We start from the raw sequence: 24,734 nt of genomic DNA, 5'->3' as shown, positions 1-24,734 counted from the left end.
TATTATCTGATAAACTTATTTACTTAATGGCTCTGTATTTTCAATCGCATACGTGAAAAAATCATCTTTTACGTCTGATTAACGCATATTTCGTACACTTGGATATTGAAACGAATGGGAAAGGAAGCTGTAGATAGCAGTATTACTTTGTGTCGCTCTTGTGATTTAGTCATTAGAAAACGAGCACTGCCGACAGGCGTTCGTGCCATATGTCCACGATGCCACACTGCACTATACGATACGCCATATTGCTCAATTAACGGCATGTTAGCCTTATGCTTAACTGCCATTTTCTTTTTTGCCCCTGCTAATTTATTCCCCGTATTAGAACTTGAGTTCTTAGGCAGTATCAGAACCACTACAGTGACAGAGGGTGCCTTAGCAGTCTATCATCAAGGCTATTGGTTAGTGGGTATAGCAGTATTAACCTCTGCCGTCATAGCTCCGGGCATGTTACTCCTTTCTATCTTGATGCAAATCTTAATCATAAAGTATGGACTTAACTCCCCTTCCTTAAGAACTGCCCTAAAGCATTCTCTAAAGATTCAGGGCATACTGACTCAGCTCACTATGTTGGAAATTTTTGTTATTAGTTTCTTAGTCGCTGCTTTTAACTTAGCCGATTTTGCCACAGTCTCTTTTGGTTTCGGCACTTTCTGTTTTACTATGTTGTTTATAATGACATTATTTTTAATGCGCGAGTATGACTTAGAACATATGTGGAGTTATCTAGATGAACGATAATCAATCGGCGACATTAGGCCAAGATATCGGTCTCACATCTTGTGCAACATGCCACAAAATTACCTGTGCAAAATCAACTCATTGTAGTCGCTGTAATGCCCCTCTAACCATCAGAGACTATTCAAGTGTCCAAAAAAGTTGGGCCCTGCTAATTACTGCGACTATTTTGTTGATCCCCGCCAATGTCTATCCAATTTCAACACTGACAAATCAGGGCCGAGTCACTCAAGATACTATCTTTTCTGGCATCACTCACCTCGTCAAAACAGACATGATCCCCATCGCAATTATTCTGTTTGTCGCCAGTATTTTAGTACCCATTCTTAAGATTGTTGGATTAACGATATATTTATCGGCAATAAGTTTTAAATTACCTATCTCTAAAAAGAAGCTTATGACAGGCTTTCATATTATTGAATGGATAGGACGTTGGTCTATGCTCGATCTTTTCGTTATCTCACTCACGGTTGCTGTCGTTAATATGGGCCAGTTATTAGACGCTAAGCCGGCGCCTGCTGCTACAGCTTTCGCCTTAGTTATTTTACTCACGCAGTTAGCTGCAAAAGTCATAGATACCCGTTTACTCTGGGATAGATTGGAAGCCAAAGATGACTCAAGTACAAACACCTAAAATCGTAAAGAAAAAATTATTTTCACCGATTTGGTTACTCCCTATTATCGCACTGGCATTAGGTGCTTGGCTCGGTGTAAAAAGCATACGAGAATCTGGTGTCGAGGTCACGATTCACTTCCCTAGCGCCACAGGAATGGACATAGGTAAGACACTGGTTAAATATCAGGGACTGACTGTAGGTAAAGTCGTCGATATGAGTATCGATAAAGATCTTAAAGGCGTAGATGTCAGCGTCATGATGGACTACCGAGCAGGACCATTTGTTAATGAAGGCACTAAGTTTTGGTTAGTAAAACCTAAAGCTACCATTACGGGTGTTGAGGGATTAGATACCCTCTTTTCAGGCAACTATATTAGTATCTTACCCGGTGAAGGAGATTCAAGATCTTTTTTTGAGGCAGAAACCACAGCCCCTGTCATCACGCCAGGTGTCGAGGGACTCATTGTTCATATCACAACCAAGAAACTAGGTTCATTAGATGTGGGCTCTCCAGTATTTTACCGACAGATCCCAGTCGGGCAAGTCGTAGGCTACCACCTTGAAGGCTCGGATCAAATTTTGGTTACAGCCTTTATTCAGCAGCAATATGCCGAGCTAGTAAAGGTTAACTCTCAGTTTTGGAATGTATCAGGGATCAGTATCGATGCATCTCTATCTGGCATAAAAGTCAGCAGTGAGAGTCTAGCATCCATTCTTGCTGGCGGGATCAGTTTCAGTTCAGATGATGGTTCAGTACCTGCAGAGAATAAACACGAGTTCACCCTATATGATAATCAAGATGACGCTTTAGGCGGAGTCATGTTTACTCTCAAAGCCAGCGGTGATGAAGCAGTTTCTCAAAACACGCCTATCGTCTATAGAGGGATCCAAATTGGCCAGGTAACCCAGAAAACTCTTAGTGAACATGGTATTTCATTATCAGCGAAAATCGATGGGGCCTACCAAGAGCTACTTACCGCAACCGCAGATTTCTGGTTAGAAGGTGCTGACATTTCGCTTTCAGGGATCAAGCATCCTGAACGGTTAATCACTGGCAGCGTGATTAACTTCATACCTGGTACTGGTGCTGCTAAACAGGAGTACACTTTACTCACACAGGCTCCAGAGCCGAAAAACATCAGTAAGTTATTGCTGACATTACATTCAGAGTCTAATCCAGGCGTGAGTGCAGGCGCTGAAATTCGATATAAACAGATAAAAATTGGACAGGTTTTATCGAGTGAGCTCAACTCAACTTTAACTCAAGTCGAATATCAGATAGAAATTGAACCAGACTTTATTGGCTTAGTTAGCACAAATAGCCATTTTGTCGCAGAGTCTGCTTTAGCAATTGATGCAAGCCTAGATGGTGTTAGGGTCAAGACTCGAGACTTAAATACCTTAGCCAGCGGAGCATTAAGCCTAGTCAGGGGCTCAAGTAAAGCCATAGCGACGAGCGAAAGTGCATTACGCGTGTTTGCAAATAGCGACGAAGCCAAAAAATATTACGCCAGCTACAACCTCATTAAGAAGACTCTTCTCAGTCAAGATGCAGCAGATTTAGCTGCAGGTTCGCCTATCTATTATAAGAAGATGCAAATTGGTCAGGTAACGGGTGTTCAGTGGCAAGCGTCAGATAATAATTTTGTCATCGACATGACCATCGAGCGTGCATTTACAAGCTTATTAAATGATAAAACTGTATTTTGGCGAAACAGCGCTGTATCCATAAATGCGAGTTTGTCCGGCGTTGAAGTTGAAGTTGCTCCGTTAAAAGCAGCCTTAAAAGGTGGGATCAGTCTAGGGCTTATCGAAGGTAAGCAGACTGCTAACAGTCGTTATCTTTATGATTCTCGATTCCTCGCCTTAAGTCAGGCTAAACCTATCAGCCTGACCTTCCCTGCAAGTGTTAAGTTAGCACCGAAAGCGCCCATTCGTTATCTTGGGCACAAGGTTGGTGAAGTCGACTCTGTCACTCTAACTCAAGATCTAAAACAGTTAAGCGTTACCGCTTACCTCTATGGTGAGTATGCCGCTAATTTTAACCAGCAAGATGCCAGTTACTCGATTATCGACGCTGATATCTCTTTAGCTGGCATTAAGGCGCCTGAAACCCTAATTACCGGTCCATATATAGAAGTTTTCCCAGGACAAAGTGCTATAAAAGCAACCACGTTTATCGGACAAATAGAGAAGCCGTTCCATAATGTAGATAACGCTCTAACATTTAAATTGAGCAAACCTAATTTAGGATCTATCAAAGTAGGAACTGCAATTTTCTTTAGAGGTGTAAATATTGGTCAAGTCGACAGTTACCAACTCTCTAAACAAGGTACAGGCATCATTATAAACGCCCATGTTAAGAGCAAGTACAAACACTTGATCAATCAATCTAGCGTGTTTTGGGATCTATCAGGTGTGAAGGTTGACCTTGGGCTATTTTCAGGGGCTCAGATTGAAACGGGCTCTTTAGAAACCATACTTGCAGGTGGTATAGGTGTTGCAACTGAAGAAACAACCCAGTCAACAAACATCATAATGAAGCAGCACACATTTGCCCTTAAACCTGAAGTAGACAGCAAGTGGCTTAGTTGGACCCCCGTGCAAAAGGCCCAGCCAGAATAACTACATCGATAGTTAACTTGCCATCAAACGAGGCTATTCTTTATAAATAAAAACGAGGCTTTGGCCTCGTTTTTATTTCCCGCTAAACTTCCAGTTTGTCATTCGTAACTTATGTTCCGTACCAATTAACCATAAAACTGATAACACACAGCTATTGCCGCGATGATCCCCGCTAAATCAGCAAATAAACCACAAGCCAAGGCGTGCCTTCCATTTCGGATCCCTACCGCACCAAAATATACCGCTAACACATAAAAGGTTGTCTCGGTGCTGCCCTGTAAAATCGCCGCTAAGCGCCCGGCAAACGAGTCAACACCGTAATGCTGCATGGTCTCAAGCATCATGGCTCTGGCGCCTGAGCCACTAAATGGCTTCATAATTGCTGTTGGCATAGCATCGACAAAGCGGATATCTCCGCCCGCAAACGCCACTAAGCCAGCTATTAACTGTAAAAGGTAATCTAATGCCCCTGAAGCTCTTAACAGTGCGATTGCCAGCAACATAGCGAGTAAATACGGGATCAATTTTATCGACTGTGCAAATCCCTCCTTCGCGCCTTCGATAAATTCATCATACACAGCCACCTTTCTCATGCCCGCTACCAGAACGAAACTAAAGATCAATAACAGCAATATACCGTTACCAAGACCTGTACTTACCTCACCTATCGCAGATACCGTTAAAGTACTCAAATAAAAGACGAGCCCTATAATCGACGATAAAATAATGCCTGCATAACCTAGTACCACAGCATTCATAAGTGACAATCTTTGCACTAAAGCCACTATAGTTAAGCCTGCGAGTGTAGAGGCCGTAGTGGCAAGTAATATGGGTAAGAAGATGTCAGCAGGCGCTGCCGCCCCTTGCTGCGCACGGTATAAGAAAACCGTGACAGGTACTAAGGTAATTGAAGAGGTATTTAATACCAGAAACAAAATCTGCGCATTGGTCGCCACACTCTTATTGGGGTTTAAGCTTTGCAAATCTTGCATTGCCTTGAGACCTAGAGGTGTGGCCGCATTGTCTAGGCCTAACATGTTCGCGGTAAGGTTCATTGTTACGCTACCAAAGGCAGGATGTCCCCTAGGCACCTCAGGCATCAGCTTAGACAGTAATGGCTCAAACATCTTTGAAAAGACGGCAACGACACCGGCCTTTTCACCGACACGCATCAGCCCCATCCACAGCGATAACACGCCAATTAATCCCAACGCAATTTCCGCCGCCAATTTTGAGCTCGAAAAAATGGCGTCAACGCTCTCTGAAAGTACTTGAGTATGGCCCGCCAGCAATTGCGCAAAAATTGCGAACAAAGCCGTTGCAAAAAAACCAAACCAGATCTTATTTAGCACTCAAGTTTCCTCTAATCATCTATTAAAACCAATCTCATTTAATTTATTGCTAAGCAACTCATTTTAGAGGAGCTCCTTTCACATCGCGAAAATCAATATGCCTCAGGGTTATGCGATATTGAATGAAATGGCCAGTACAGTCATTTCCCGCCTTGAGGTGTGTCACTTCTCGACATGCTAGATCCTGCATTTTGCAGTGACTTGTCTATAAACCTGTTATAATCCCGATACTTTACCGCATTATCTTCGACATATGGCTCATTTTAATCAGAATTTTCTCGATAGCATCGAACGCGATCTCCCTTCTCACCTTTCTATGGAAGACTTTATCGCCTATAGCAATAAACCGTTACGACTTTCTATTCGAGTTAATACACTCAAAATTAGTAGCGATGACTTTGTCGATTTGATGACGCAGAAAGGCTGGCATTTCGATTCTATTCCTTGGTGCAAAGACGGCTTTTGGGTGACGCTTACTCAAGAGCTCCAGTTAGGAAATACCATCGAGCATTTGCAGGGCTTATTCTACATCCAAGAAGCTAGCTCCATGCTGCCGCCTACGGCACTGTTTGAGCCACTAGAGACTACAAAAATTAGCGATAATATTTCCGCTAACTTTGACGAAAATACAATCGTGCTCGACATGGCCTCTGCGCCCGGCTCAAAAACCACCCAAATTGCAGCTCTGATGCAAAACCAAGGGCTATTAATCGCCAATGAATACTCAGCTAGCCGAGTAAAAGTCTTGCACGCCAATGTGGCAAGAATGGGGGTGGCTAACTGCGCATTAACCCATTTTGATGCACGGGTTTTCGGTGAGTACATGTTCGAGACATTCGATTCGATTCTTCTCGACGCTCCCTGCAGTGGCGAGGGCACCATACGTAAAGATCCCGACGCGCTAAAAAATTGGGACAATAATGATGACAAGGGCATTGTCGACACCCAAAAAGCACTCATTGAGTCAGCTTTTCTAGCGTTAAAAGTAGGCGGCAGCCTTGTTTACTCGACCTGTGCGTTAAGCCGACAAGAAAACCAAGATGTGTGTCACCATCTAAAATCTCTCTATGGTGATGCCGTTGAATTTGGCTCTTTGGCGACACTTTTCCCACAGGCAGAAAAAGCCTGTACCCAAGAGGGCTTTCTACACGTATGGCCTCAGATCTACGACAGTGAAGGTTTCTTCGTGGCAAAAATTCACAAAACCTCAGCAGTAGAACGCCAGCAGCCTGAGCCGAAAAAACAGAAGAACTTCCCTTTTTCATTGGCAAAACCTAAGCAAGTTGAAGAGTTAGCACAATACTTTAAAGACAGCTTTTCCATTACCCTTCCCGATAATGCTCAGGTGATGGTGCGCGATTTAGAGTTTTGGCTATTTCCATATCCGGTTATGCCATTAATCGGTAAGATGCGTTACCAACGAATTGGAATTAAACTTGCAGATGCATTGAAGAAAGGCTACAAGGTCCGCCATGAAGCTGTATTAGCCTTATCAGCACCAACGCGTTTCGAACTCAGTGATGAGCAAGCGAAAGACTTTTTAATGGGCCGAGACATCAGCCTAGTTGAAAAAGTTAAACCTCAAGGGGAAGTTATCGTGAGCTATGCTAATAACCCGCTTGGCGTCGCTAAGCACTTGGGCAATAAATTAAAGAACAACCTTCCAAGAGACTTAGTTAAAGACAAGATTGCGCTGTATTCACATAAATAGTTACATTTGGGTGGGAATTCTAAAAAAATAACCACCCACAAAACCTAAAGCTGGTCTACACTCTATATCATTAGTCTTTAGCGATGATGTGATTAAACCTTTTTTACCCGTAGGGTAACAACAGTAGCGCACGGCTCCTAGTGAGCCATTCCCCTAGACCCAGAACAATCGGAATAGTTTTGGGTCTTTTTTTGTCTGAAATTTACAATAGCAATCAGAGGGGCAAAACAATTAGCGGCCAGCCAACCTTGCAGCATCTTTAAATAGATTAAAGAAGTTATCAGTTGTGTACTGTGCTAATTCTGGATACTTCTCCCCTCTTAACTCCGCCACAAATTCAGCCACATCGCGTACAAAAGCGGGTTGGTTTTCTTTGCCGCGATGAGGAACTGGCGCTAAGTAGGGTGAGTCAGTCTCAACCAGTAATCTATCTTTCGGTACTTTCCTTATCACGTTGCGCAGATCGCCCGCATTTTTAAAAGTTACAATACCCGAAACCGAAATATAGAAACCTAAATCTATTGCAGCCTTTGCCATTTCCCAGTCTTCAGTAAAACAGTGCAGCACACCACCTACGGTGTCCGCTTTACCACGCTTCAAAAAATTTATAGTATCTTCACGAGCATCACGAGTATGGATAATAAGTGGCTTATTGACTTTAACTGCGAGGTCGATCTGCTGCTCAAAGCATTGCTGTTGCAATGCTTTCGTTTCATTGGCATAGAAATAGTCTAAACCCGTCTCACCGATTGCAACGACCTTCTCATCTCGAGCAAATTGCTCAACTTCTTGAATATTTAAGCCATCTTGTACATCTAAAGGGTGTACACCCGCAGATAGGAACACTTCATCGAATGCTGCCATTTTCTGCTTCATATCGATAAAGCCTTGCTGTCTTACGTTAACACAAAGAAAGTAAGCGATATCCAGTGCTTTCGCAGCGGATATAACCTCTTGAAGTGAAGCCTGATCGGGGGCAATTTTTAAACGGTCTAAGTGACAATGTGAATCGATAAGCACGGTGGAAGTCCAACAAACTACAAAAAGGACAGCAAGTCTACCCAGCTACATAGTGCAGGTCAAATCGCCGGAGGCAAGCTCACGGGAAAGCAGTTGCTCGATCTGATGTTTGTGGAAGTCAGGTTCAGTTAAAATCTTCACTCCAATTCCAGCAGGCCGCCCGCCAGATGCTCCAAGTGGGTTAATCCAGATCACCGAGCCTTTAAAATCGTGGACTTGAGTCGTGTCTGGCAACTGATAAGAAATCATTATCTCTTGGCCAAGAGCGAACCTTTGAGTACAGCTCACAAACATACCTATAGGCTTGATGAACGGCATATAAGCTCGATAGAGTTGCTGCAAAGATTCGAATTTGACAACAAGATTAGTCATAGATCCCTATTGGCTGGTTATCTGATTATACTCAATGGTTAACCCGTCAAATAATGCTAACGTATTGACCGTTGGCATCACAGATAAGCGAGTTTCTAACTGCATCACTTTCGCTGCAAAATTAGCAATTTTGACCCGAGTGAGTGGATTATTACCTTGCTGTTTAACTAAAGCACGATGCAGCACTAAATATAAAACTTTAAGAGCATCTGAAACTTGCTTTTCATTAACATTTGTTAAACTAGCACACAGATGACCTGACGACAAACTTTGCGTCCAGCCTTTTCTATATTCTATCAATGCTTTATATCGCTCAGTTTCAATCGCAGATAACACTGCCATAGGCCCGCCAACAACAGGTAAACACCAAGATGGATCACCTTCAGAGGTTAGCTGCTCTTTAAGCCACTGCTTAACTTGATTTTTATCTGGTAGTTCAACACGTAACCTTTGGCAGCGGCTACTAATAGTGGCGATTAAGCGACTAGGTGCATTAGCCTGTAAAAGCAAAATGGTATCCTTGCCTGGCTCTTCGAGTGTCTTAAGCAAAGCGTTGGCTGATGCCTGATTTAATCGTTCGCTATTTAAAATGACCGCGACACGTCTACCACCTTGTTGAGACGTGGTCGTCAGCTTTTGACAAAGCTCACGGATCTGATCGACCTTAATCTGTGCACCATCGGCTTCTACTCGGTAGAGATCTGGATGATTATTAGCTTCAACCAGTTGGCAAGCCTTACAAAAACCACAGGCACCACCGTGTCCAAGCTGATGGCAAAGCGACATTTTGGCTAATTCAAGTACTAATAACTCTCCCCCATAGCCCGAATCCATGCCCACAAGATAGGCATGACCAACTCTAGCGGTCTTAATTTGCTCAGAAAAGCTATCTAGGGTGGTTTGCAGCCAAGGAAGCGCCTTCATATTACCAACTCTGCTCTTGAAGAATCGCAATGATATCTTTATGCACTTCAGCCATACTCTGGCTGGCATCGACAATTTTAATAGACTCATCGGTATCGGCGAACGACAAGAAGGTGGCTCGAGTACGATTAAAGAACTCAATCTCTTGCTGCTCAATACGATCCAGTTCGCCACGGCGAGCCGCACGCTCAAGACCAAGCTTAGGGTCGATATCCAGATAAAGAGTTAAGTCAGGCTTAAAGCCTTTTAGGGTTGCATCGCTAATCGCTGAAACAAGTGGCATCAAGTTTCGGCCGCCTCCTTGGTAGGCTAGCGAAGACAAGTTGTGTCTATCACCTAACACCCAATCACCGTTAGCTAAAGCTGGTTTAATCACGTTAGCAACGAGCTGGGCTCTCGCCGCATAAAAGAGTAGGCATTCGGCTTCGTCGCATAAAGGGTCTGAATCATTAGCAATTTTCACCAAATCGCGCATCTGCTCGGCGAGCGGTGTCCCGCCTGGTTCACGGGTACAAATTGGCGCTTTACCTGTATGCTTTTCTATAAAGTCTCTAACAAGGGCTATCGCGCTTGACTTACCTGCACCTTCAAGCCCTTCAATAACAATAAACTTGGCTGCTTTAACTGGTGTATTCATCGATTTCTCTGATATTTGTTCACTGCACGATTATGTTCGTTCAATGTTCTTGAAAAGACATGGCTACCATCATTTCGTGAAACGAAATAAATATAATCAACATCCGAAGGATGTGCGGCGGCTTGTATTGCAGCTAGGCTCGGCGCTGCAATCGGGGTCGGAGGTAGTCCATTGATCCGGTAGGTATTAAAGGCTGTCGTTTCACGAAGATCTTTGCGCGTAATATTGCCTTTATAATTATCACCCATGCCATAGATCACCGTAGGATCCGTTTGCAGGCGCATGCCTTTACGGAGTCGGTTAACAAAAACCGCCGCAATCCAAGGACGCTCACTCGCTTTCCCCGTCTCTTTTTCAATAATTGACGCTAGAATAAGTAGCTCATAAGCAGACTTTAACGGTAAATCTTTTTGACGCCCCTGCCAGGCTTTCTCCAGCTCAAGCTGCATCTTAAGATAACTTTTATTCAGCAATGCCCTATCGCTGCTCCCTGCTATATAGTGATAAGTATCGGGAAAGAATTTCCCCTCAGGCAGTCCCGATTCATCACCATTAGCTCGTAATACTTGATCAAAAACATTTTCATCTTGAGTGAGTCTTTGTTGCTGACTTAGCACCTGACGCCACTCTTTAACGGTTTGCCCTTCTAGAAGAGTCACTCCAAAAGATTTCTCTTTACCGCTAATAATTTTGTCGAGCAAACTGTTAACCGTATCTGTTGGCTCTACTTCATACAAGCCTGAACGAATATTGGCCAGTTCAGGCTTAAGTCGTACTAACCACTTAAGCTTCCAGCCCTCATCGATTAATTCCTCAGACTCTAAAACAGCAATAAACTGATTAAAGCTGGTGCCACGCTTGATATTTAGCTCCTGTGATGCAGATAAATCTATCGGCTGCTCACCATAGGTTAGCAAAGTGTTATATCCCCAATAGGCGCCTACAGCACCTAAAGTTAATAGTGTAAAAAGTGTCGCGAAAAGACCTATTATTGCTTTTTTCATAATGTCAGACTGAGTTGTTCTCTTATCTTTGAAGTCCAAGGTGCTCGGCTATAACGCATATCTGCGATGGCCAAAACATCGACAAGCCCAAATAGGCTATTGGTCATAAAAACATGTTTAGCGGTGTTTAGCATGCTGTAATGGAAGTCGGTGACCTCGACTCTGTACCCCATCTGTAATAGTTGATGCATAACTTGCTCACGCATCATGCCTGCAACCCCTGCAAAACTCTGCCGAGGTGTAATGATTTTCTTATCGAATACAAAGAAAATATTCGCCATCGATGATTCAACCACATTGTCATCAGAGTCCAAAACCAACCAGTCCTGCGCCCCCTCAGCCAAATCTACCGACTTAACCAGTACCTGCTCTAAGCGATTACAATGCTTGATACCTGCAAGCTTAGGTTGTTTACCTAACCTCACCTCGGAAAGGGCTAAGCAGACCCCCTCCTGCTGCCAATTTTGATAATGGGTCGGCAAATTGTGCACCGACACAATTTCAGTGGCATTTAGTGGTGCAGCGGCTTGCGAGTTTGAAGCTGTCATAGCTTCACTTCGCAACACTGTCTCACTCACAGGGATAATTGCAGGATTATTCCTAACAACACTTGCACCGTAACCTCGACCGCCAACTCCACGAGTCAGTAGTATTTTGATGCAGGAATTAGAGTTAGCCTTAGCTAAGGAGTAAAGTTGCAGCTGAAGATTCTCGGATGGATGCCAGCCGAACCCGAGTCGAAAAGCGCCTTGTCTTAGTCGCTCAAGATGGGATCCTAAGAATTGAATTTCGCCCTGATGGACTCGCATCGTCGCGAAAATACCATCACCATAAGCGACTCCTCGATCAAGAGGATTAACATGATTATCGGGTTGTCCATCTACCCATACTTGTGTCATTCGTTTTCCTAGCTAATGCGGCTAGCAATCGTTTTGCACATCAGTGCTGAGATATTCAAGATCATATCAAGGATCCAGTGATGCAAAGAGACGGTATTGATTGCCTAATTTAATATCGGCCACTCGCCACTCGCTCACCACGATCCCTTAATATGTTGAATAATATAACTATGCTAATAGATGCTGAATACGCGCCTTTAAAATATCTGTCGCGATACGGTTTTTACCGCCACGTGGGACAATGATATCGGCGTACTGCTTGGATGGTTCGATAAACTGCAAAAACATTGGTCGAACCGTCTCAGTGTACTGTGACATAACCGATTGCATCGTTCTACCACGCTCAGCCACATCACGAGATAGACGGCGCATAAAGCAGATATCGAGCGGTGTATCCATAAATACTGATGCATCCATCTCTTTACGTAAAGCGGGATCGGTAAGCAACAAGATCCCTTCAAGAATAATGACCTTTTTAGGAGTTAGAGTCACTTTCTCGTCGGTACGAGTATGTTCTGTATAGCTATAGACTGGAATATCGACAGCATTACCCGCTTTAAGCTCACGCAGATGACTACACAATAGCTCGTGGTCTAGTGCCTTCGGATGGTCGTAGTTTGTCAAAATACGTTGGTCCATCGATAGGTGGCCTTGGTCGCGATAGTATGCGTCTTCTGCAATCACACCGATTTGATCTGTACCGAGATCACGACATAGTTCTTCATATATCGTTTTCGCGATAAGGCTTTTACCCGACGCTGAAGCACCCGCAATACCAATAACAACACAATCTTTAGAATTCATTAAGCTAACCTTTACTCGTCATCAGACATGCTGATTGATACTTTTGGCTGTGCTTGACATAGTGCAAGCTGAGCCCCTACTTTTCGCGCGATTTCACGATAAATTCCAGCAACTTGGCTAGATTCATCTGCCACTACAGTTGGTACGCCTTTATCCACATCTTCACGAATATTAAGCTGTAGTGGTAACTGCCCTAGTAATGGAACATTATAGCGAGTCGCCATTTTCTGACCACCTTCCGCACCAAATGGATGGTCTTTATGACCACACTCAGGGCATAAGTGGAAGCTCATATTCTCCACGATACCTAATACTGGGATATTCACTTTCTGGAACATGCTCACGCCTTTTTTAGCGTCAGCCAAGGCGATATCTTGAGGGGTAGTGACAATCACCGCGCCACTTACTGGCACTTTTTGAGAAAGTGTCAATTGGATATCACCGGTTCCTGGTGGCATATCAATAACCAAGTAATCCAGTTCTGGCCACTCGGTTTCAGTTAATAATTGCACTAGTGCGCCCGCCGCCATAGGGCCACGCCATACTGCCGCTTGATCACCATCTAGCATAAAGCCAATAGACTGGGCTGCAATGCCGTGTGCTGGTGCGAAGGTCATGATCTTGCCATCTGGTGAAACTGGCTTGAAATCTTCTACACCTAACATCATTGGGATTGATGGACCGTAAATATCGGCATCCAAAATACCCACACTTGCACCTTCTGCCGCAAGCGCTAACGCTAAGTTAACGGCAGTCGTCGACTTACCCACGCCACCTTTACCAGAGGCCACCGCAATCACTTGCTTGATGTTTGGCAGTGGCTCAACCGCGCTGATAGCTGAAACCGTTTCAGGCTGGAAGTCAATTTCACACTCAACTTCATCAATCGCATCCAGTACAGCCAACTCTTTAGTCACTGCCATCACAATATCGCGATACTGCGTCTGACAAGGGTATGAGTAGCATAACCCTAACTGCAGTCGCTTACCTTCAATCGCAAGTTTAGTAACCATACCTGCGCTTAATAGGCTCTTATTCAAATACGAGTCTTGAAACGTATCTAGAATCGCCAATACAGGACTGAGAAGATCATCATTAAGATGATAATTTGGATGTGTTGAAGACAAAATGCAGACCCCCGAAATATAATTTGCGCAATTGTACCAGATATTCCGGCAAACATTAGTCTAGATTTAATCCACTTGGGCGAGCTTTTGATGAAACTATGTATTGGATCGGTTAGTATCTATGCCATTCCAATTAGGTTCCCGGCGATTTTGAGAAAAGATGGCAAATTCACAACGTAAAATCCTAGTCACAAGTGCACTTCCGTATGCTAATGGTCCAATTCATTTGGGTCATATGCTTGAGTATATTCAAACCGATATCTGGTCACGTTTTCAAAAACTACGTGGACATGAGTGTCACTACATCTGCGCCGACGATGCTCACGGCACGCCAATCATGCTTAAAGCACAGCAGTTGGGTATGACGCCTGAAGAGATGATCGCTCAAGTTCAAAAAGAACATGAGAAGGATTTTGCTGACTTCAATATCCAGTTTGATAACTTCCACAGCACTCACAGTGATGAAAACCGTGAGCTAGCGAGCCAGATTTATATCAAGCTACGCGATGCAGGCTATATCAAGACTAAGACGATTTCTCAGCTATTCGACCCAGAAAAGTCGATGTTCCTACCTGATCGTTTTGTTAAGGGCACTTGCCCACGCTGTAAGTCTGAAGATCAATATGGTGACAACTGCGATAACTGTGGTGCAACCTACAGCACGACCGATCTGATTAATCCGAAATCAGCGGTATCGGGCGCAACACCTGTGATGAAAGATACCGAACACTTCTTCTTCGATCTTCCTTCTTTCGAAGGCATGCTTAAAGAGTGGATCAACTCAGGCTCTCTACAGCAAGAGATGGCTAACAAGCTTGGCGAGTGGTTCGAGCAAGGTTTACAGCAGTGGGATATCTCACGTGATTCACCATACTTTGGTTTTGAGATCCCAGATGCACCAGGTAAGTTCTTCTACGTTTGGTTAGATGCACCAATTGGCTACATGGGTTCATTTAAGAACCTATGTGACAAACGTGACGATCTAAACTTTGATGATTACTGGAGCAAAGATTCAACCGCCGAAGTCTATCACTTCATCGGTAAAGATATCGTTTACTTCCACAGCCTATTCTGGCCAGCCATGCTTGATGGTGCCGGTCTGCGTAAACCCACTAGCGTATATGCTCACGGTTATGTCACGGTTAACGGCGCTAAGATGTCAAAGTCTAAAGGCACCTTTATCAAGGCTCGTACTTACTTAGATAACCTAGATCCTGAGTACCTACGTTATTACTACGCAGCCAAGCTTAGCAGCAGAATTGATGACCTTGACTTAAACCTTGAAGATTTCGCCCAGCGCGTTAACTCAGATTTAGTCGGTAAGCTTGTCAATCTTGCGTCACGTACAGCGGGTTTTATCAGCAAACGTTTTGACGGCAAACTAGCACAAATTGCAGATACCAGCCTGACGACAAGCTTCTTGGCTAAACAAGAAGTTATCGCGAACTACTATGAGACGCGTGAATTCGGCAAAGCAATGCGTGAAGTGATGACTCTTGCAGACATCGCTAACGCTTATGTTGCAGACTCGGCTCCTTGGCAGTTAATCAAAGACGATGCTAAACAAGAAGAAGCGCATCAGGTTTGTAGTAATGCACTTAACCTATTCCGTATCTTGGTAACTTATCTTAAGCCTGTACTACCTAAGCTTGCACAAGATGTTGAAGCCTTCTTACAGATGGAACTCACTTGGGACAACCTTGACGTAGATCTTGCTGGCCATGAAATCGCTAAGTTCAAGGCGTTAATGCAGCGTGTAGAGATGAAGAGTATCGAAGCGATTATCGAAGCCTCTAAAGAGAACCTTCAAGTAGCAGCTGAGCCAGAAGTGAAAAAAGAAGTTAAGACACCGCTTGAGCAAGATCCAATTAGCGACGAGATTAGCTTCGATGATTTCGCTAAGATCGACTTACGTATCGCACGTATTGCCAAAGCAGAGCATGTAAAAGAAGCTAACAAGCTTCTGCGTCTTGAGCTAGATTTAGGCGGTGAGACCAAACAAGTATTTGCAGGTATTAAATCGGCTTACGCCCCAGAAGATCTCGAAGGTAAACTCACTGTGATGGTGGCAAACCTTGCACCGCGTCAAATGCGTTTCGGTGTATCTGAAGGCATGGTATTGGCCGCAGGGCCTGGCGGAAAAGATCTTTGGATCATGGAGCCACATGAAGGTGCCCAGCCTGGTATGAAAGTAAAATAAACTTTTTTACCTATACTGATTGGTATTAAACGCTCAAATAAAAAGCCGCTTTCATAAGCGGCTTTTTTTATGGGCAGAGACCAACCGAGTAAATAATTAAACGGGATTTACGATATCGACAAAATGGTGTTTAACACCAAATTTGTCAGCCAAATGCTCACCCAACGCCTGAATACCATAAAGCTCTGTTGCATGGTGACCTGCGGCATAATACTGAATGCCCTGCTCAACCGCACAGTGATAGGTACGCTCAGAAACCTCTCCGCTGATAAACGCATCAAGCCCCATACTTGCAGCAACGTCAATATAATCCTGGGCGCCACCAGTGCACCAAGCAACGGTACTAACCATGGCGCCACTATTACCTAAATGTTGGCATTGGCGATTAAGTTTAGCTGAAATCAGTTCATTAAAGGCTTGAGCCGTTAAAGGTTGCGCTAGCTTTCCTTGCCACATCAGGCCTTGCGCCACATTTTCTATCACTTCAGGCTCAGTAATGCCTAACACATTAGCCAACTGAGCATTGTTACCAACAATAGGATGCGCATCCAAAGGTAAGTGATAACCAAATAAACTAATATCATTTATCAACAGCGCTTTAATGCGCTTTTGTTTCATACCGACAATAATTTCTGGCTCACTTTTCCAGAAGAAACCGTGGTGCACTAAAATTGCATCGGCATTAAGCTCGACTGCGGCATCGATTAATGCCTGACATGCGGTCACACCAGTCACAATAGTGTTGATCTCTGTCTTTCCTTCAACTTGCAAACCATTTGGTGCGTAATCTTTAAAATTGGAAATTTGTAAAAAGTTTGCCAAGTATTGGCTTAGTTCGGTCCGAGTCATAAGTCCGCCGAGAGTAGCAAAAATCGTATTTTAACCTATTGTTAGTGTAAATAAATAGTTGAACGCGATCCGACCAATTTTACGGCGGCGCTCAAAAAGCACACCGATTCAACTCACTTTTTACGCTAAAGTGCTTAAAACATCATAGAAATACAGTCATATAAGGCTAAAATTGGACTTTACGGTACATTAAACGATAAAATCAGTTTAAACCTTCAAGTACACACAAAAATAAACAGGTTATTATTATGTCAAAACTGACCAAAGAAGAAGTTATCAGCACACTTGAGGCAGCGCTAACTCAGCGTGATGGCCAAGCTGTTAAAATTGAACAGAAAGGTAGCTGGTACAAAATCGATGGCGGTAAGTCTTTACGCTTTAGTGATTTAGAAGCGATGTTAGCCGAGTTCGGTGGCGAAAGTGCCCCTGTTGAAGCTAAAGCGGAGAAAAAGGCTGTTGCAGCTAAACCTGCCGCTAAGAAAGCGCCAGCGAAGAAAGCAGCTAAGCCTGCAGCCAAAAGTGGTGGTAAAACGCCGAAAGAACTTTGGCGTGAAAAGCTAGCGGGCAAAGGTCAACTACCTCGCGGTTTCTAATCGTATTCGATTAAGACTGTCCCAGCGATAGCCGCAGTGCTTAGTTAGGATGAAAATAGAAAACTCCATGACTGTAATAGTGATGGAGTTTTTTATTTTTAAGCCTTATCTAATTGGCGCTCCCATAGCCAATCAAAACCCTAAGCCATAGACACTGGTTGTTCCACTCAACTCATTGCCTATGACTAACAAGGGCTCAGCTGTTGGACTGTTCTGTGCTGAGATAATCTTCATGCCTTCTGGTCCTAAATCCCCTACAAGCGTTGCATCGCCGCTGACTTCACCAGTGTCGGTATCGATTTCAAATTCAGCATCAAAGTCGCGATTAACTACGTAATCGACAAAACTCACATCAAAAGGGTTACTGATATCATAAATCATGAAACCACCATTTCGCTCTAGCCCGATAAACGCATAATATTTATCAGCTATTTTTCCTAAAGCTAAGGCTTCTGGTTCATGGGCTTTGTCATCACTGCGGCTATCACCTTTATTCTCATCGTTATTGTTATTGAAGTTATCACCTAGCACAGCAGCTGTGATCCTCGAAAAATCTGACGCAGAGTCAAATACTCTATTACCTTGTTCGTCCCAAATTGAGAAAGAGCGCGCGCCATAGCTAACGATATTATCCATGTCGCCGTCATTATCGGTATCCCCCATACTCGTTGTCACTTTTAGACGACCGAGCTGAGTTTTATCCTGTGCAGCTGCAAGTTGTGGATGTGCAGCATCTAGGATTAAGTCGTCTGCCCTAACTTCTTCAGAAAAACCATCATAGTCCCTAGCATCACCTTCGTTTGCAGAAACGATAAAATTGGCGCCCTTCCATTGGTAACTTTGTATGGTATCGGGCTGGTACATACCATAAACGCCCTTATAGGCGACAAAGTTAACTTGACCATCTTTATCGCTGGCATCAATCTTATTGTGCTCTAAGCCATAATCTTTAAGCCCTAAAGCCAAAATTGACTCTATACGCATTTGATTCAAGTCAACAACAGCAATAGCATTGTTTTCTTGCAATGAAACATAAGCTTTATGATTATCTTCACTAACTGCAATGTATTCAGGTTCAAGATCTTGAGCAACACTTGCACCAGGGCCGTTAATCTTAATTAGCGAGCTAATTTCTGCTTCCCTTGCAGCGCCAAGATTAAACTCATTAAAGCTTAATTCTATAGCTGTGGGATCAGGTATATTATCCGTTATCGCAATAGCTGAAATGCTGCCTTCAGGGTCAAGCGTATAAGCGGAATTAGGCTCTCCCTCATTAGCAACTAGCAACAGCGAACCATCCCGATTAAAGGTAACATTATCCGGCAAGTAACCCACTTCAACTTGCTGGATAAGCTCCGCTTCGCCACTATCATCTAACCGATAAAAGGCTACATATCCACGACCTTGTTTACTGTTACCCTTATCGTCTGCACGTTCGATAGCAACGGCAAGCAGATCGCCATATATACTGAGACTGTTAACTCCACCTAACCTTTTCAGCGCGAGATCTGCAGCGACATCAACTTCAGTCACCTTTGTAAGATTATTTAACGCAAGCGCCCCTGCACCAATAACTGCATCGTCTAAGTTTAGACTTGATGCTTCTAACACATCGACCTTACCGCTCTTAGCATTTACAACAAAAATACGCTGAGACATGACATGATAATCAACAATCTCTGCAGCGCTTAAACCATAAACCCCACTTTGGTAGCGACCAATAAGGCTAGCGGTTAACTGTCCAACAGCTTGATTGCACATATACTGAGTCAACTCGCTGTTCACCTCTTCAGTATCTAAGCTTCCATTAGCATTTAAATCTATGCCGCTTGTCAGTAATTGTCCGCCTAAAGCGCATTGCTCATGCCCAATGGCAAGTGCTGACGCAGAGGTGAGAGCATTTAAGCCATCAGTGCCAGCCAGCCCCTGCTCACCATCATCACTACAAGCCGTTACCCAGCAAGCGCCCACTAAAAGAGGGATCAACGTCAGCGTTTTGTTCATTTTTATTCCTTTAATCATCTTTTGTGTGAGCCTCTTAACCTGTGCCATGAGCTCACCGCTTGTTTTAAAACCAGTAAACTAGAAATAATTAAAGACATGAAGATGACAAATAAAAGACATTTAAGTGACATACAACCAACAGTAAGCTCATATAGAGTACACGACGCGTTTGCTTACAAATTGAAGTGTTTTTGATTTAAAATAAGGCTGACTTAAGATTGATTATTAAGTTTAAAACGCTACTATAATTGAATCTGATCCTTTAAATATTCAGCACATTTAAAGGGTCCCTTTCATTCGCCAAAGCGGTTACCCCTTTGGTCGGCAATGTAAGTACCACCAGAACAATTTCACCTTTTTAACGTCAAGTTAAGGTATTCCAAACTCTGTTACTTTTGAAACTCGGTAACTCAGCCATGGCATAAACTAAAGGTTCGATTTAATTTGTAGATTAGTCGTATTTTATAGAGGTCTTTTTGAACAACTCATCCAATAGTCAAGCCATAAACAAACCAGCATTTGGCGTCAGTTTGGCTTTGTTGATCCCCATGTTATCGGCCATTGTCGCTATTACGCCGCTTGCTATTGATATGTACCTGCCAGCAATGGCAACACTCGCATCAAGCTTCGACACCGATATCACCTTAGTGCAACAGTCTCTAAGCCTGTACTTAGCCGGTTATTCACTCGGTATGCTTTGCTTCGGCCCCCTAGCAGATAGGTTTGGTCGAAAACGCTTAGTACTTATGGGGTTAACGGGCTTTATGCTTGCAAGCCTTGCTCTCGCCTTTGTGACTTCTATTGAAGCATTCCTTACTATTCGCTTCATACAGGCTTTTATTGGTGCTGCGGCAACCGTTGTAGTGCCGGGTTATATTAAAGAACTTTATGGCAAAAACACTGCAAAAGGCATGTCTTATGTCAGCCTTATTATGATGTTAGCGCCGCTTATCGCCCCGAGTATCGGCAGCCTGATTTTAGAGCTAGGTGACTGGCATCTGATCTTCTTTATCTTGGCTTTCTATGCATTCGTTTTATTGCTGCTAGTGAGCGTTAAACTTAAGATGCCCAGCGATAAAGACAAGAGCAGCCGGAGTACTCAGTCTTTTTTTGGCGCCTATGCTACGGTATTTACAAAAAAAGGCGTAAAGCTCAATATCGCCAGTGGTGTACTCACCTCATTTGCCTTTTTTTGTTATCTAACGGCTTCTCCATTCGTTTATATGGAAGTGTTTGGCTTAGACAAGTCACTGTTCGCGATTCTGTTTAGTACCAATGTTGGGGCTTTAATGCTGGCTAACGTGGTCAACAGTAAAATAGTGGGCCGATACGGCTCCAAACGTATGCTTAAGGTATCGACTTTTTTCGGGGCTATTTCAGGTATTGCGCTGCTGAGCGTTAATCTATTAGGCTTAAGCTATCACTTTACCGTGATGATGTTATTACCGCTAATGGCCTGCTTGGGTGTTATGTCAGTTAATGCCGATGCCATTGTACTGATGAAGTTTCAAAAAGAGACAGGAACCGCCACCGCTGTCATTGGTACATTGCGTTTTGGTTTTGGTGCATTAGCGGGGCCTTTACTGGCACTGTTTTATACCGGAACCGCGGTACCTTTTTCGGCTTTAATGCTTTCGGCAGTGCTATTAGTCGGTTTATGCCAGTTTTTAAGTCGCCATGAACCAGCAATTATTTTGGATTAGCCAGTGTAAATCACTGGCTCCTAAGCAATTGCTCTTAAGTACTCACTGACGGCATTCGAGTAAATTTATCTTTTGAAAGGCCTGGCCTTTAGCGACAAAGCTATTGAGATATAACTTCAGCTTAAAAACAAGGCGGAGTGGCTTAACAGCTAACCAGCCTAATCTCCCCCCTTGGCCGGTCCCCAAATCCGGCCGTTTACTTGCTCTTCGCCCTACTGATGGTGCGCAAAGTCGCCCCCTTCTTAAGTCAGCCTCTTGCTGCACCTTATTTACTCACTATTTTGCCAGCAATAATGAATTTTCTTCATTCAGAACGGTTTTTCTACTTAAGCACTTGTAATAACTGATGGGTTTTATATGATGAAAACACACTCAGCTTGAGTGTTTGCCGAGCAACTCGTTTGCGTTTTAATCTATATCTAAGATTAAATGGCTATTTAGCGAGCAAAGATTACCGTCTGAGCTTAATTATTAGAGCGATTACCGTCGCTGTAGCAAGATACTGCATACCGTCGCGGTAACTTAAGAGGAAGTACTATGGAGAAGTTATCAGGCGCCAGCATGGTTGTCCGTTCTCTTATTGATGAAGGTGTTAAACATATTTTTGGCTATCCAGGCGGCTCCGTACTGGATATCTATGATGCCCTACACGAAAAATCTAAGATCGAGCATATCCTAGTCCGTCACGAACAAGCCGCTGTACACATGGCCGATGGCTACGCGCGTGCGACTGGCGAAGTGGGTGTTGTACTCGTAACCTCAGGCCCCGGTGCTACCAACACCATTACCGGTATTGCTACTGCCTATATGGACTCGATTCCTATGGTGGTTATTTCTGGGCAGGTTCCGAGCAATCTAATTGGTAATGATGCATTCCAAGAATGCGACATGATTGGTATTTCAAGACCCGTTGTTAAGCACAGTTTCTTAGTGACCGATCCTAGAGATATTCCTGCCATTCTTAAGAAAGCCTTTTATATCGCTTCTAGTGGACGACCTGGTCCCGTGGTTGTCGATGTGCCAAAAGACTGTATGAACCCTGCGATATTACATGATTACCAATATCCTGAAGATATCAGCATGCGCTCATATAACCCGACGACTTCAGGGCATAAAGGCCAGATCCGTCGAGGCCTGCAAGCTCTATTGCAAGCCAAAAAGCCAGTACTTTATGTCGGTGGTGGCGCGGTTATATCAGGCTGCGACGCACAAATTTTAGCACTCTCGGAAAAGCTTGGGATCCCAGTTGTTAGCACATTGATGGGTTTAGGTGCTTTCCCAGGTACTCATAAAAACAGTGTCGGCATGTTAGGCATGCACGGCTGCTACGAAGCCAACATGACCATGCATAATAGTGACCTTATTTTTGGTATTGGTGTTCGATTTGATGATCGAACCACCAATAATGTTGAGAAGTACTGCCCTAACGCCAAAATATTACATATCGATATCGATCCCTCATCGATCTCAAAAACCATTCGAGTCGATATCCCTATTGTGGGCTCTGCTGAAAAAATCTTAGATGATATGCTCAAGCAGATTGAAACAAATGATTATCAAATCACAGATCCTGCAGCCAATGATCAATGGTGGAGCGATATAGCTAAATGGCGAGCAGTAGATAGCCTCAAGTACAGCACCAATGACAAAAAAATCAAACCCCAACAGGTTATAGAAGCCCTGCATAAGCTCACTAATGGCGATGCTTACGTTGCATCCGATGTGGGTCAGCACCAGATGTTTGCCGCACTCTATTACCCATTCAATAAACCACGTCGCTGGATCAACTCTGGGGGTCTAGGCACCATGGGCTTTGGTTTACCTGCCGCTTTAGGGGTAAAGCTTGCTATGCCAGAGGAAACCGTCATCTGTGTAACGGGCGATGGCTCAATTCAGATGAATATTCAAGAGCTTTCAACGGCACTGCAGTATGATATTCCGGTGATTATTGTCAACTTGAATAACCATTTCTTAGGTATGGTTAAGCAGTGGCAGGATATGATCTACGCGGGTCGACACTCTCAATCTTATATGGACTCTGTACCAGACTTTGCCAAAATCTCTGAAGCTTATGGCCATGTCGGTATGACAATTAGCAACCCAGCGGAATTAGAAGAAGGCCTTAAGAAAGCGCTTAGCATGAAAAATAGGCTGGTGTTTATGGATATTCACGTCGATGAAACTGAGCACGTTCACCCGATGCAGATCCGTGGTGGTGCAATGAATGAAATGTGGCTGAGCAAAACGGAGAAAAGCTAATGCGTCGTATTATTTGTGTATTACTTGAGAACCAACCCGGCGCCCTTTCACGAGTAGTTGGCCTGTTTTCTCAACGCGGTTACAACATCGAAACCCTCACGGTTGCGCCAACTGAAGACATGACACTTTCGCGCCTGACCGTTACGGTTAACGCTGATGAATATGTTTTAGAGCAGATAGAGAAGCAACTACATAAACTGATTGATGTACTCAAGGTGTCGAATATTACCGAATCAGCCCATGTTGAGCGTGAACTAGCACTTATCAAAGTAAAGGCTCACGGTGATAACCGCGAAGAGGTAAAACGCTTAGCTGATATTTTCCGTGGGCAAATTGTTGATGTGACACAGAGTCTCTATACAGTACAGCTTATTGGAACCAGTGAAAAACTCGATGCTTGTATCGCAGCGTTAGCAGAATTTACTAAGGTCGTTGAGATCTCCCGTTCTGGTGTAGTAGGTTTAGCACGTGGCGAGAAAGCAATGAAAGCCTAAAATTTATATAGAATAAATAGCAAAAGGGAGCTAATTGGCTCCCTTTTTAAATTCACTTATAATCAATAGTTGCTTCAGTTAGCAGTCTATTCTTTACTAGAATTTACTCAGCGTCGAGTATTCTTGTACTACCGATTTCAATCTTTCTAGGCTTCATCGCTTCAGGGATCTCGCGCTTGAGATCGATATTCAGTAAGCCGTTTTCAAGATTGGCACCAATCACAGTGACATAATCAGCAAGCTGGAATGTCCGCTCAAATCCGCGCTCTGCAATCCCTTGGTAAAGGTACTTACGCTCATCACTCGAGTCTGCTTTAGTGCCTTTGACTAACAGCTTGTCACCTTCGCTTGTGATATCAAGTTCCTGCATCGAAAAACCTGCGACAGCCATAGTAATGCGGTAGCGATGTTCATTAATCAGTTCGATGTTATAAGGCGGGTAACCGGAATTCGCTTTGTTCGATGCGGCATGCTCAGCAAGCTGTGCTAAACGGTCAAAGCCAATAGCGCTGCGGTATAGTGGTGTTAGGTCGTAATTTCTCATGGGTATATCCTTGTCTTAAGCAATATATTTTATCGTTAAATGGCCGACACATGTCGCACCACATCGAAGCGTTTATTCGCTTCTCACATATCCTCTGCCCCTAAGGCACAAAGTTTAAGTCGTTTATTTAGGCCCTCATCGAGCGGCCCTACTTCTAAATATGTGGATGCAAAAATTGTTTTCAAGGTTAAGAAACAAAAAATTTGCTAGCTATGTAAAAATTCGATTAAAAAATATTTTTATTGAGCAATGAGA

General features: G+C 43.7%; 21 protein-coding genes. 9 read left to right on the top strand and 12 right to left on the bottom strand.

Features of this window, described 5'->3' with window-relative positions; all coding sequences use genetic code 11:
- Window positions 1-114: 114 nt before the first annotated feature.
- The 3 genes from Q1A86_RS10600 to Q1A86_RS10590 are packed head-to-tail and all read left to right on the top strand — an operon-like array spanning window position 115 to window position 3,983.
- A complete protein-coding gene (locus Q1A86_RS10600; RefSeq protein WP_299806275.1) occupies window positions 115-744 on the top strand; it encodes a paraquat-inducible protein A in 630 nt (209 codons plus the stop codon).
- On the top strand, window positions 734-1,375 hold the full coding sequence (locus Q1A86_RS10595) for a paraquat-inducible protein A (protein ID WP_299806273.1): 642 nt from the start codon (window positions 734-736) through the stop codon (window positions 1,373-1,375). Before Q1A86_RS10600 ends, Q1A86_RS10595 begins: the two co-directional genes overlap by 11 nt.
- Window positions 1,353-3,983 carry an MlaD family protein gene (locus Q1A86_RS10590; RefSeq protein ID WP_299806270.1) on the top strand — a complete coding sequence of 877 codons (2,631 nt, stop codon included), beginning with the start codon at window positions 1,353-1,355 and terminating at the stop codon, window positions 3,981-3,983. Before Q1A86_RS10595 ends, Q1A86_RS10590 begins: the two co-directional genes overlap by 23 nt.
- 125 nt (window positions 3,984-4,108) lie before the next feature.
- Here Q1A86_RS10590 and Q1A86_RS10585 read toward each other — a convergent pair whose 3' ends face one another.
- Complete coding sequence (locus Q1A86_RS10585; protein ID WP_299806268.1) at window positions 4,109-5,335, bottom strand: nucleoside recognition domain-containing protein; 1,227 nt, start codon at window positions 5,333-5,335, stop codon at window positions 4,109-4,111.
- Between the two features lie 253 nt (window positions 5,336-5,588).
- Between Q1A86_RS10585 and rsmF the strand changes: the two genes are divergently transcribed.
- Complete coding sequence (gene rsmF / locus Q1A86_RS10580; protein ID WP_299806265.1) at window positions 5,589-7,046, top strand: 16S rRNA (cytosine(1407)-C(5))-methyltransferase RsmF; 1,458 nt, start codon at window positions 5,589-5,591, stop codon at window positions 7,044-7,046.
- Between the two features lie 231 nt (window positions 7,047-7,277).
- Here the strand turns inward: rsmF and Q1A86_RS10575 are convergent, their stop codons facing one another.
- The 8 genes from Q1A86_RS10575 to apbC form a co-directional block, all read right to left on the bottom strand.
- On the bottom strand, window positions 7,278-8,066 hold the full coding sequence (locus Q1A86_RS10575) for a TatD family hydrolase (protein WP_299806262.1): 789 nt from the start codon (window positions 8,064-8,066) through the stop codon (window positions 7,278-7,280).
- A gap of 45 nt (window positions 8,067-8,111) precedes the next feature.
- The gene (locus tag Q1A86_RS10570) at window positions 8,112-8,438 is read right to left on the bottom strand and encodes a PilZ domain-containing protein (protein WP_299806260.1); all 327 of its coding nucleotides are present in this window, start codon (window positions 8,436-8,438) and stop codon (window positions 8,112-8,114) included.
- A 6-nt stretch (window positions 8,439-8,444) separates the two neighbouring features.
- A complete protein-coding gene (gene holB, locus Q1A86_RS10565; protein ID WP_299806258.1) occupies window positions 8,445-9,362 on the bottom strand; it encodes a DNA polymerase III subunit delta' in 918 nt (305 codons plus the stop codon).
- 1 nt (window position 9,363) lies between these two features.
- On the bottom strand, window positions 9,364-9,999 hold the full coding sequence (gene tmk, locus Q1A86_RS10560; protein WP_299806256.1) for a dTMP kinase: 636 nt from the start codon (window positions 9,997-9,999) through the stop codon (window positions 9,364-9,366).
- Window positions 9,996-11,003: an endolytic transglycosylase MltG gene (gene mltG / locus Q1A86_RS10555; RefSeq protein WP_299806254.1), complete on the bottom strand. Its 1,008-nt coding sequence runs from the start codon at window positions 11,001-11,003 to the stop codon at window positions 9,996-9,998. Before mltG ends, tmk begins: the two co-directional genes overlap by 4 nt.
- Window positions 11,000-11,902, bottom strand: a complete 903-nt coding sequence (gene pabC / locus Q1A86_RS10550; protein ID WP_299806251.1) for an aminodeoxychorismate lyase — start codon at window positions 11,900-11,902, stop codon at window positions 11,000-11,002. Before pabC ends, mltG begins: the two co-directional genes overlap by 4 nt.
- Window positions 11,903-12,070: 168 nt before the next feature.
- The gene (gene udk, locus Q1A86_RS10545) at window positions 12,071-12,706 is read right to left on the bottom strand and encodes a uridine kinase (RefSeq protein WP_299806249.1); all 636 of its coding nucleotides are present in this window, start codon (window positions 12,704-12,706) and stop codon (window positions 12,071-12,073) included.
- An 11-nt stretch (window positions 12,707-12,717) separates the two neighbouring features.
- Window positions 12,718-13,833, bottom strand: a complete 1,116-nt coding sequence (gene apbC / locus Q1A86_RS10540) for an iron-sulfur cluster carrier protein ApbC (protein ID WP_299806247.1) — start codon at window positions 13,831-13,833, stop codon at window positions 12,718-12,720.
- A 160-nt stretch (window positions 13,834-13,993) separates the two neighbouring features.
- On the opposite strand from apbC, the gene metG reads away from it, so the two are divergent.
- On the top strand, window positions 13,994-16,033 hold the full coding sequence (gene metG, locus Q1A86_RS10535; protein WP_299806244.1) for a methionine--tRNA ligase: 2,040 nt from the start codon (window positions 13,994-13,996) through the stop codon (window positions 16,031-16,033).
- 96 nt (window positions 16,034-16,129) lie between these two features.
- On the opposite strand, the gene Q1A86_RS10530 is transcribed toward metG, so the two are convergent.
- Entirely contained in the window at window positions 16,130-16,882 is a 753-nt protein-coding gene (locus Q1A86_RS10530; protein ID WP_299806241.1) for a Nif3-like dinuclear metal center hexameric protein, read from the bottom strand.
- A gap of 248 nt (window positions 16,883-17,130) precedes the next feature.
- Between Q1A86_RS10530 and Q1A86_RS10525 the strand changes: the two genes are divergently transcribed.
- Entirely contained in the window at window positions 17,131-17,475 is a 345-nt protein-coding gene (locus Q1A86_RS10525) for a hypothetical protein (RefSeq protein WP_220759233.1), read from the top strand.
- A gap of 132 nt (window positions 17,476-17,607) precedes the next feature.
- Here the strand turns inward: Q1A86_RS10525 and Q1A86_RS10520 are convergent, their stop codons facing one another.
- Window positions 17,608-19,479, bottom strand: a complete 1,872-nt coding sequence (locus Q1A86_RS10520; RefSeq protein WP_299806238.1) for a choice-of-anchor I family protein — start codon at window positions 19,477-19,479, stop codon at window positions 17,608-17,610.
- A gap of 476 nt (window positions 19,480-19,955) precedes the next feature.
- Between Q1A86_RS10520 and Q1A86_RS10515 the strand changes: the two genes are divergently transcribed.
- The 3 genes from Q1A86_RS10515 (at window position 19,956) to ilvN (ending at window position 23,935) form a co-directional block, all read left to right on the top strand.
- Window positions 19,956-21,182: a multidrug effflux MFS transporter gene (locus Q1A86_RS10515; RefSeq protein ID WP_299806235.1), complete on the top strand. Its 1,227-nt coding sequence runs from the start codon at window positions 19,956-19,958 to the stop codon at window positions 21,180-21,182.
- Window positions 21,183-21,719: 537 nt separating this feature from the next.
- A complete protein-coding gene (locus Q1A86_RS10510; protein WP_299806232.1) occupies window positions 21,720-23,441 on the top strand; it encodes an acetolactate synthase 3 large subunit in 1,722 nt (573 codons plus the stop codon).
- A complete protein-coding gene (ilvN, locus tag Q1A86_RS10505; protein WP_220759240.1) occupies window positions 23,441-23,935 on the top strand; it encodes an acetolactate synthase small subunit in 495 nt (164 codons plus the stop codon). Before Q1A86_RS10510 ends, ilvN begins: the two co-directional genes overlap by 1 nt.
- A gap of 103 nt (window positions 23,936-24,038) precedes the next feature.
- On the opposite strand, the gene Q1A86_RS10500 is transcribed toward ilvN, so the two are convergent.
- Window positions 24,039-24,479, bottom strand: coding sequence for an Hsp20 family protein (locus Q1A86_RS10500; protein ID WP_299806228.1), 441 nt, complete (start codon window positions 24,477-24,479; stop codon window positions 24,039-24,041).
- Between the last annotated feature and the right edge of the window lie 255 nt (window positions 24,480-24,734).

Origin of the sequence: uncultured Shewanella sp. (assembly GCF_947497935.1) — a bacterium.
Taxonomy (GTDB): Bacteria; Pseudomonadota; Gammaproteobacteria; order Enterobacterales; family Shewanellaceae; genus Shewanella.
This window is presented reverse-complemented; position numbering and strand designations above follow the sequence as displayed.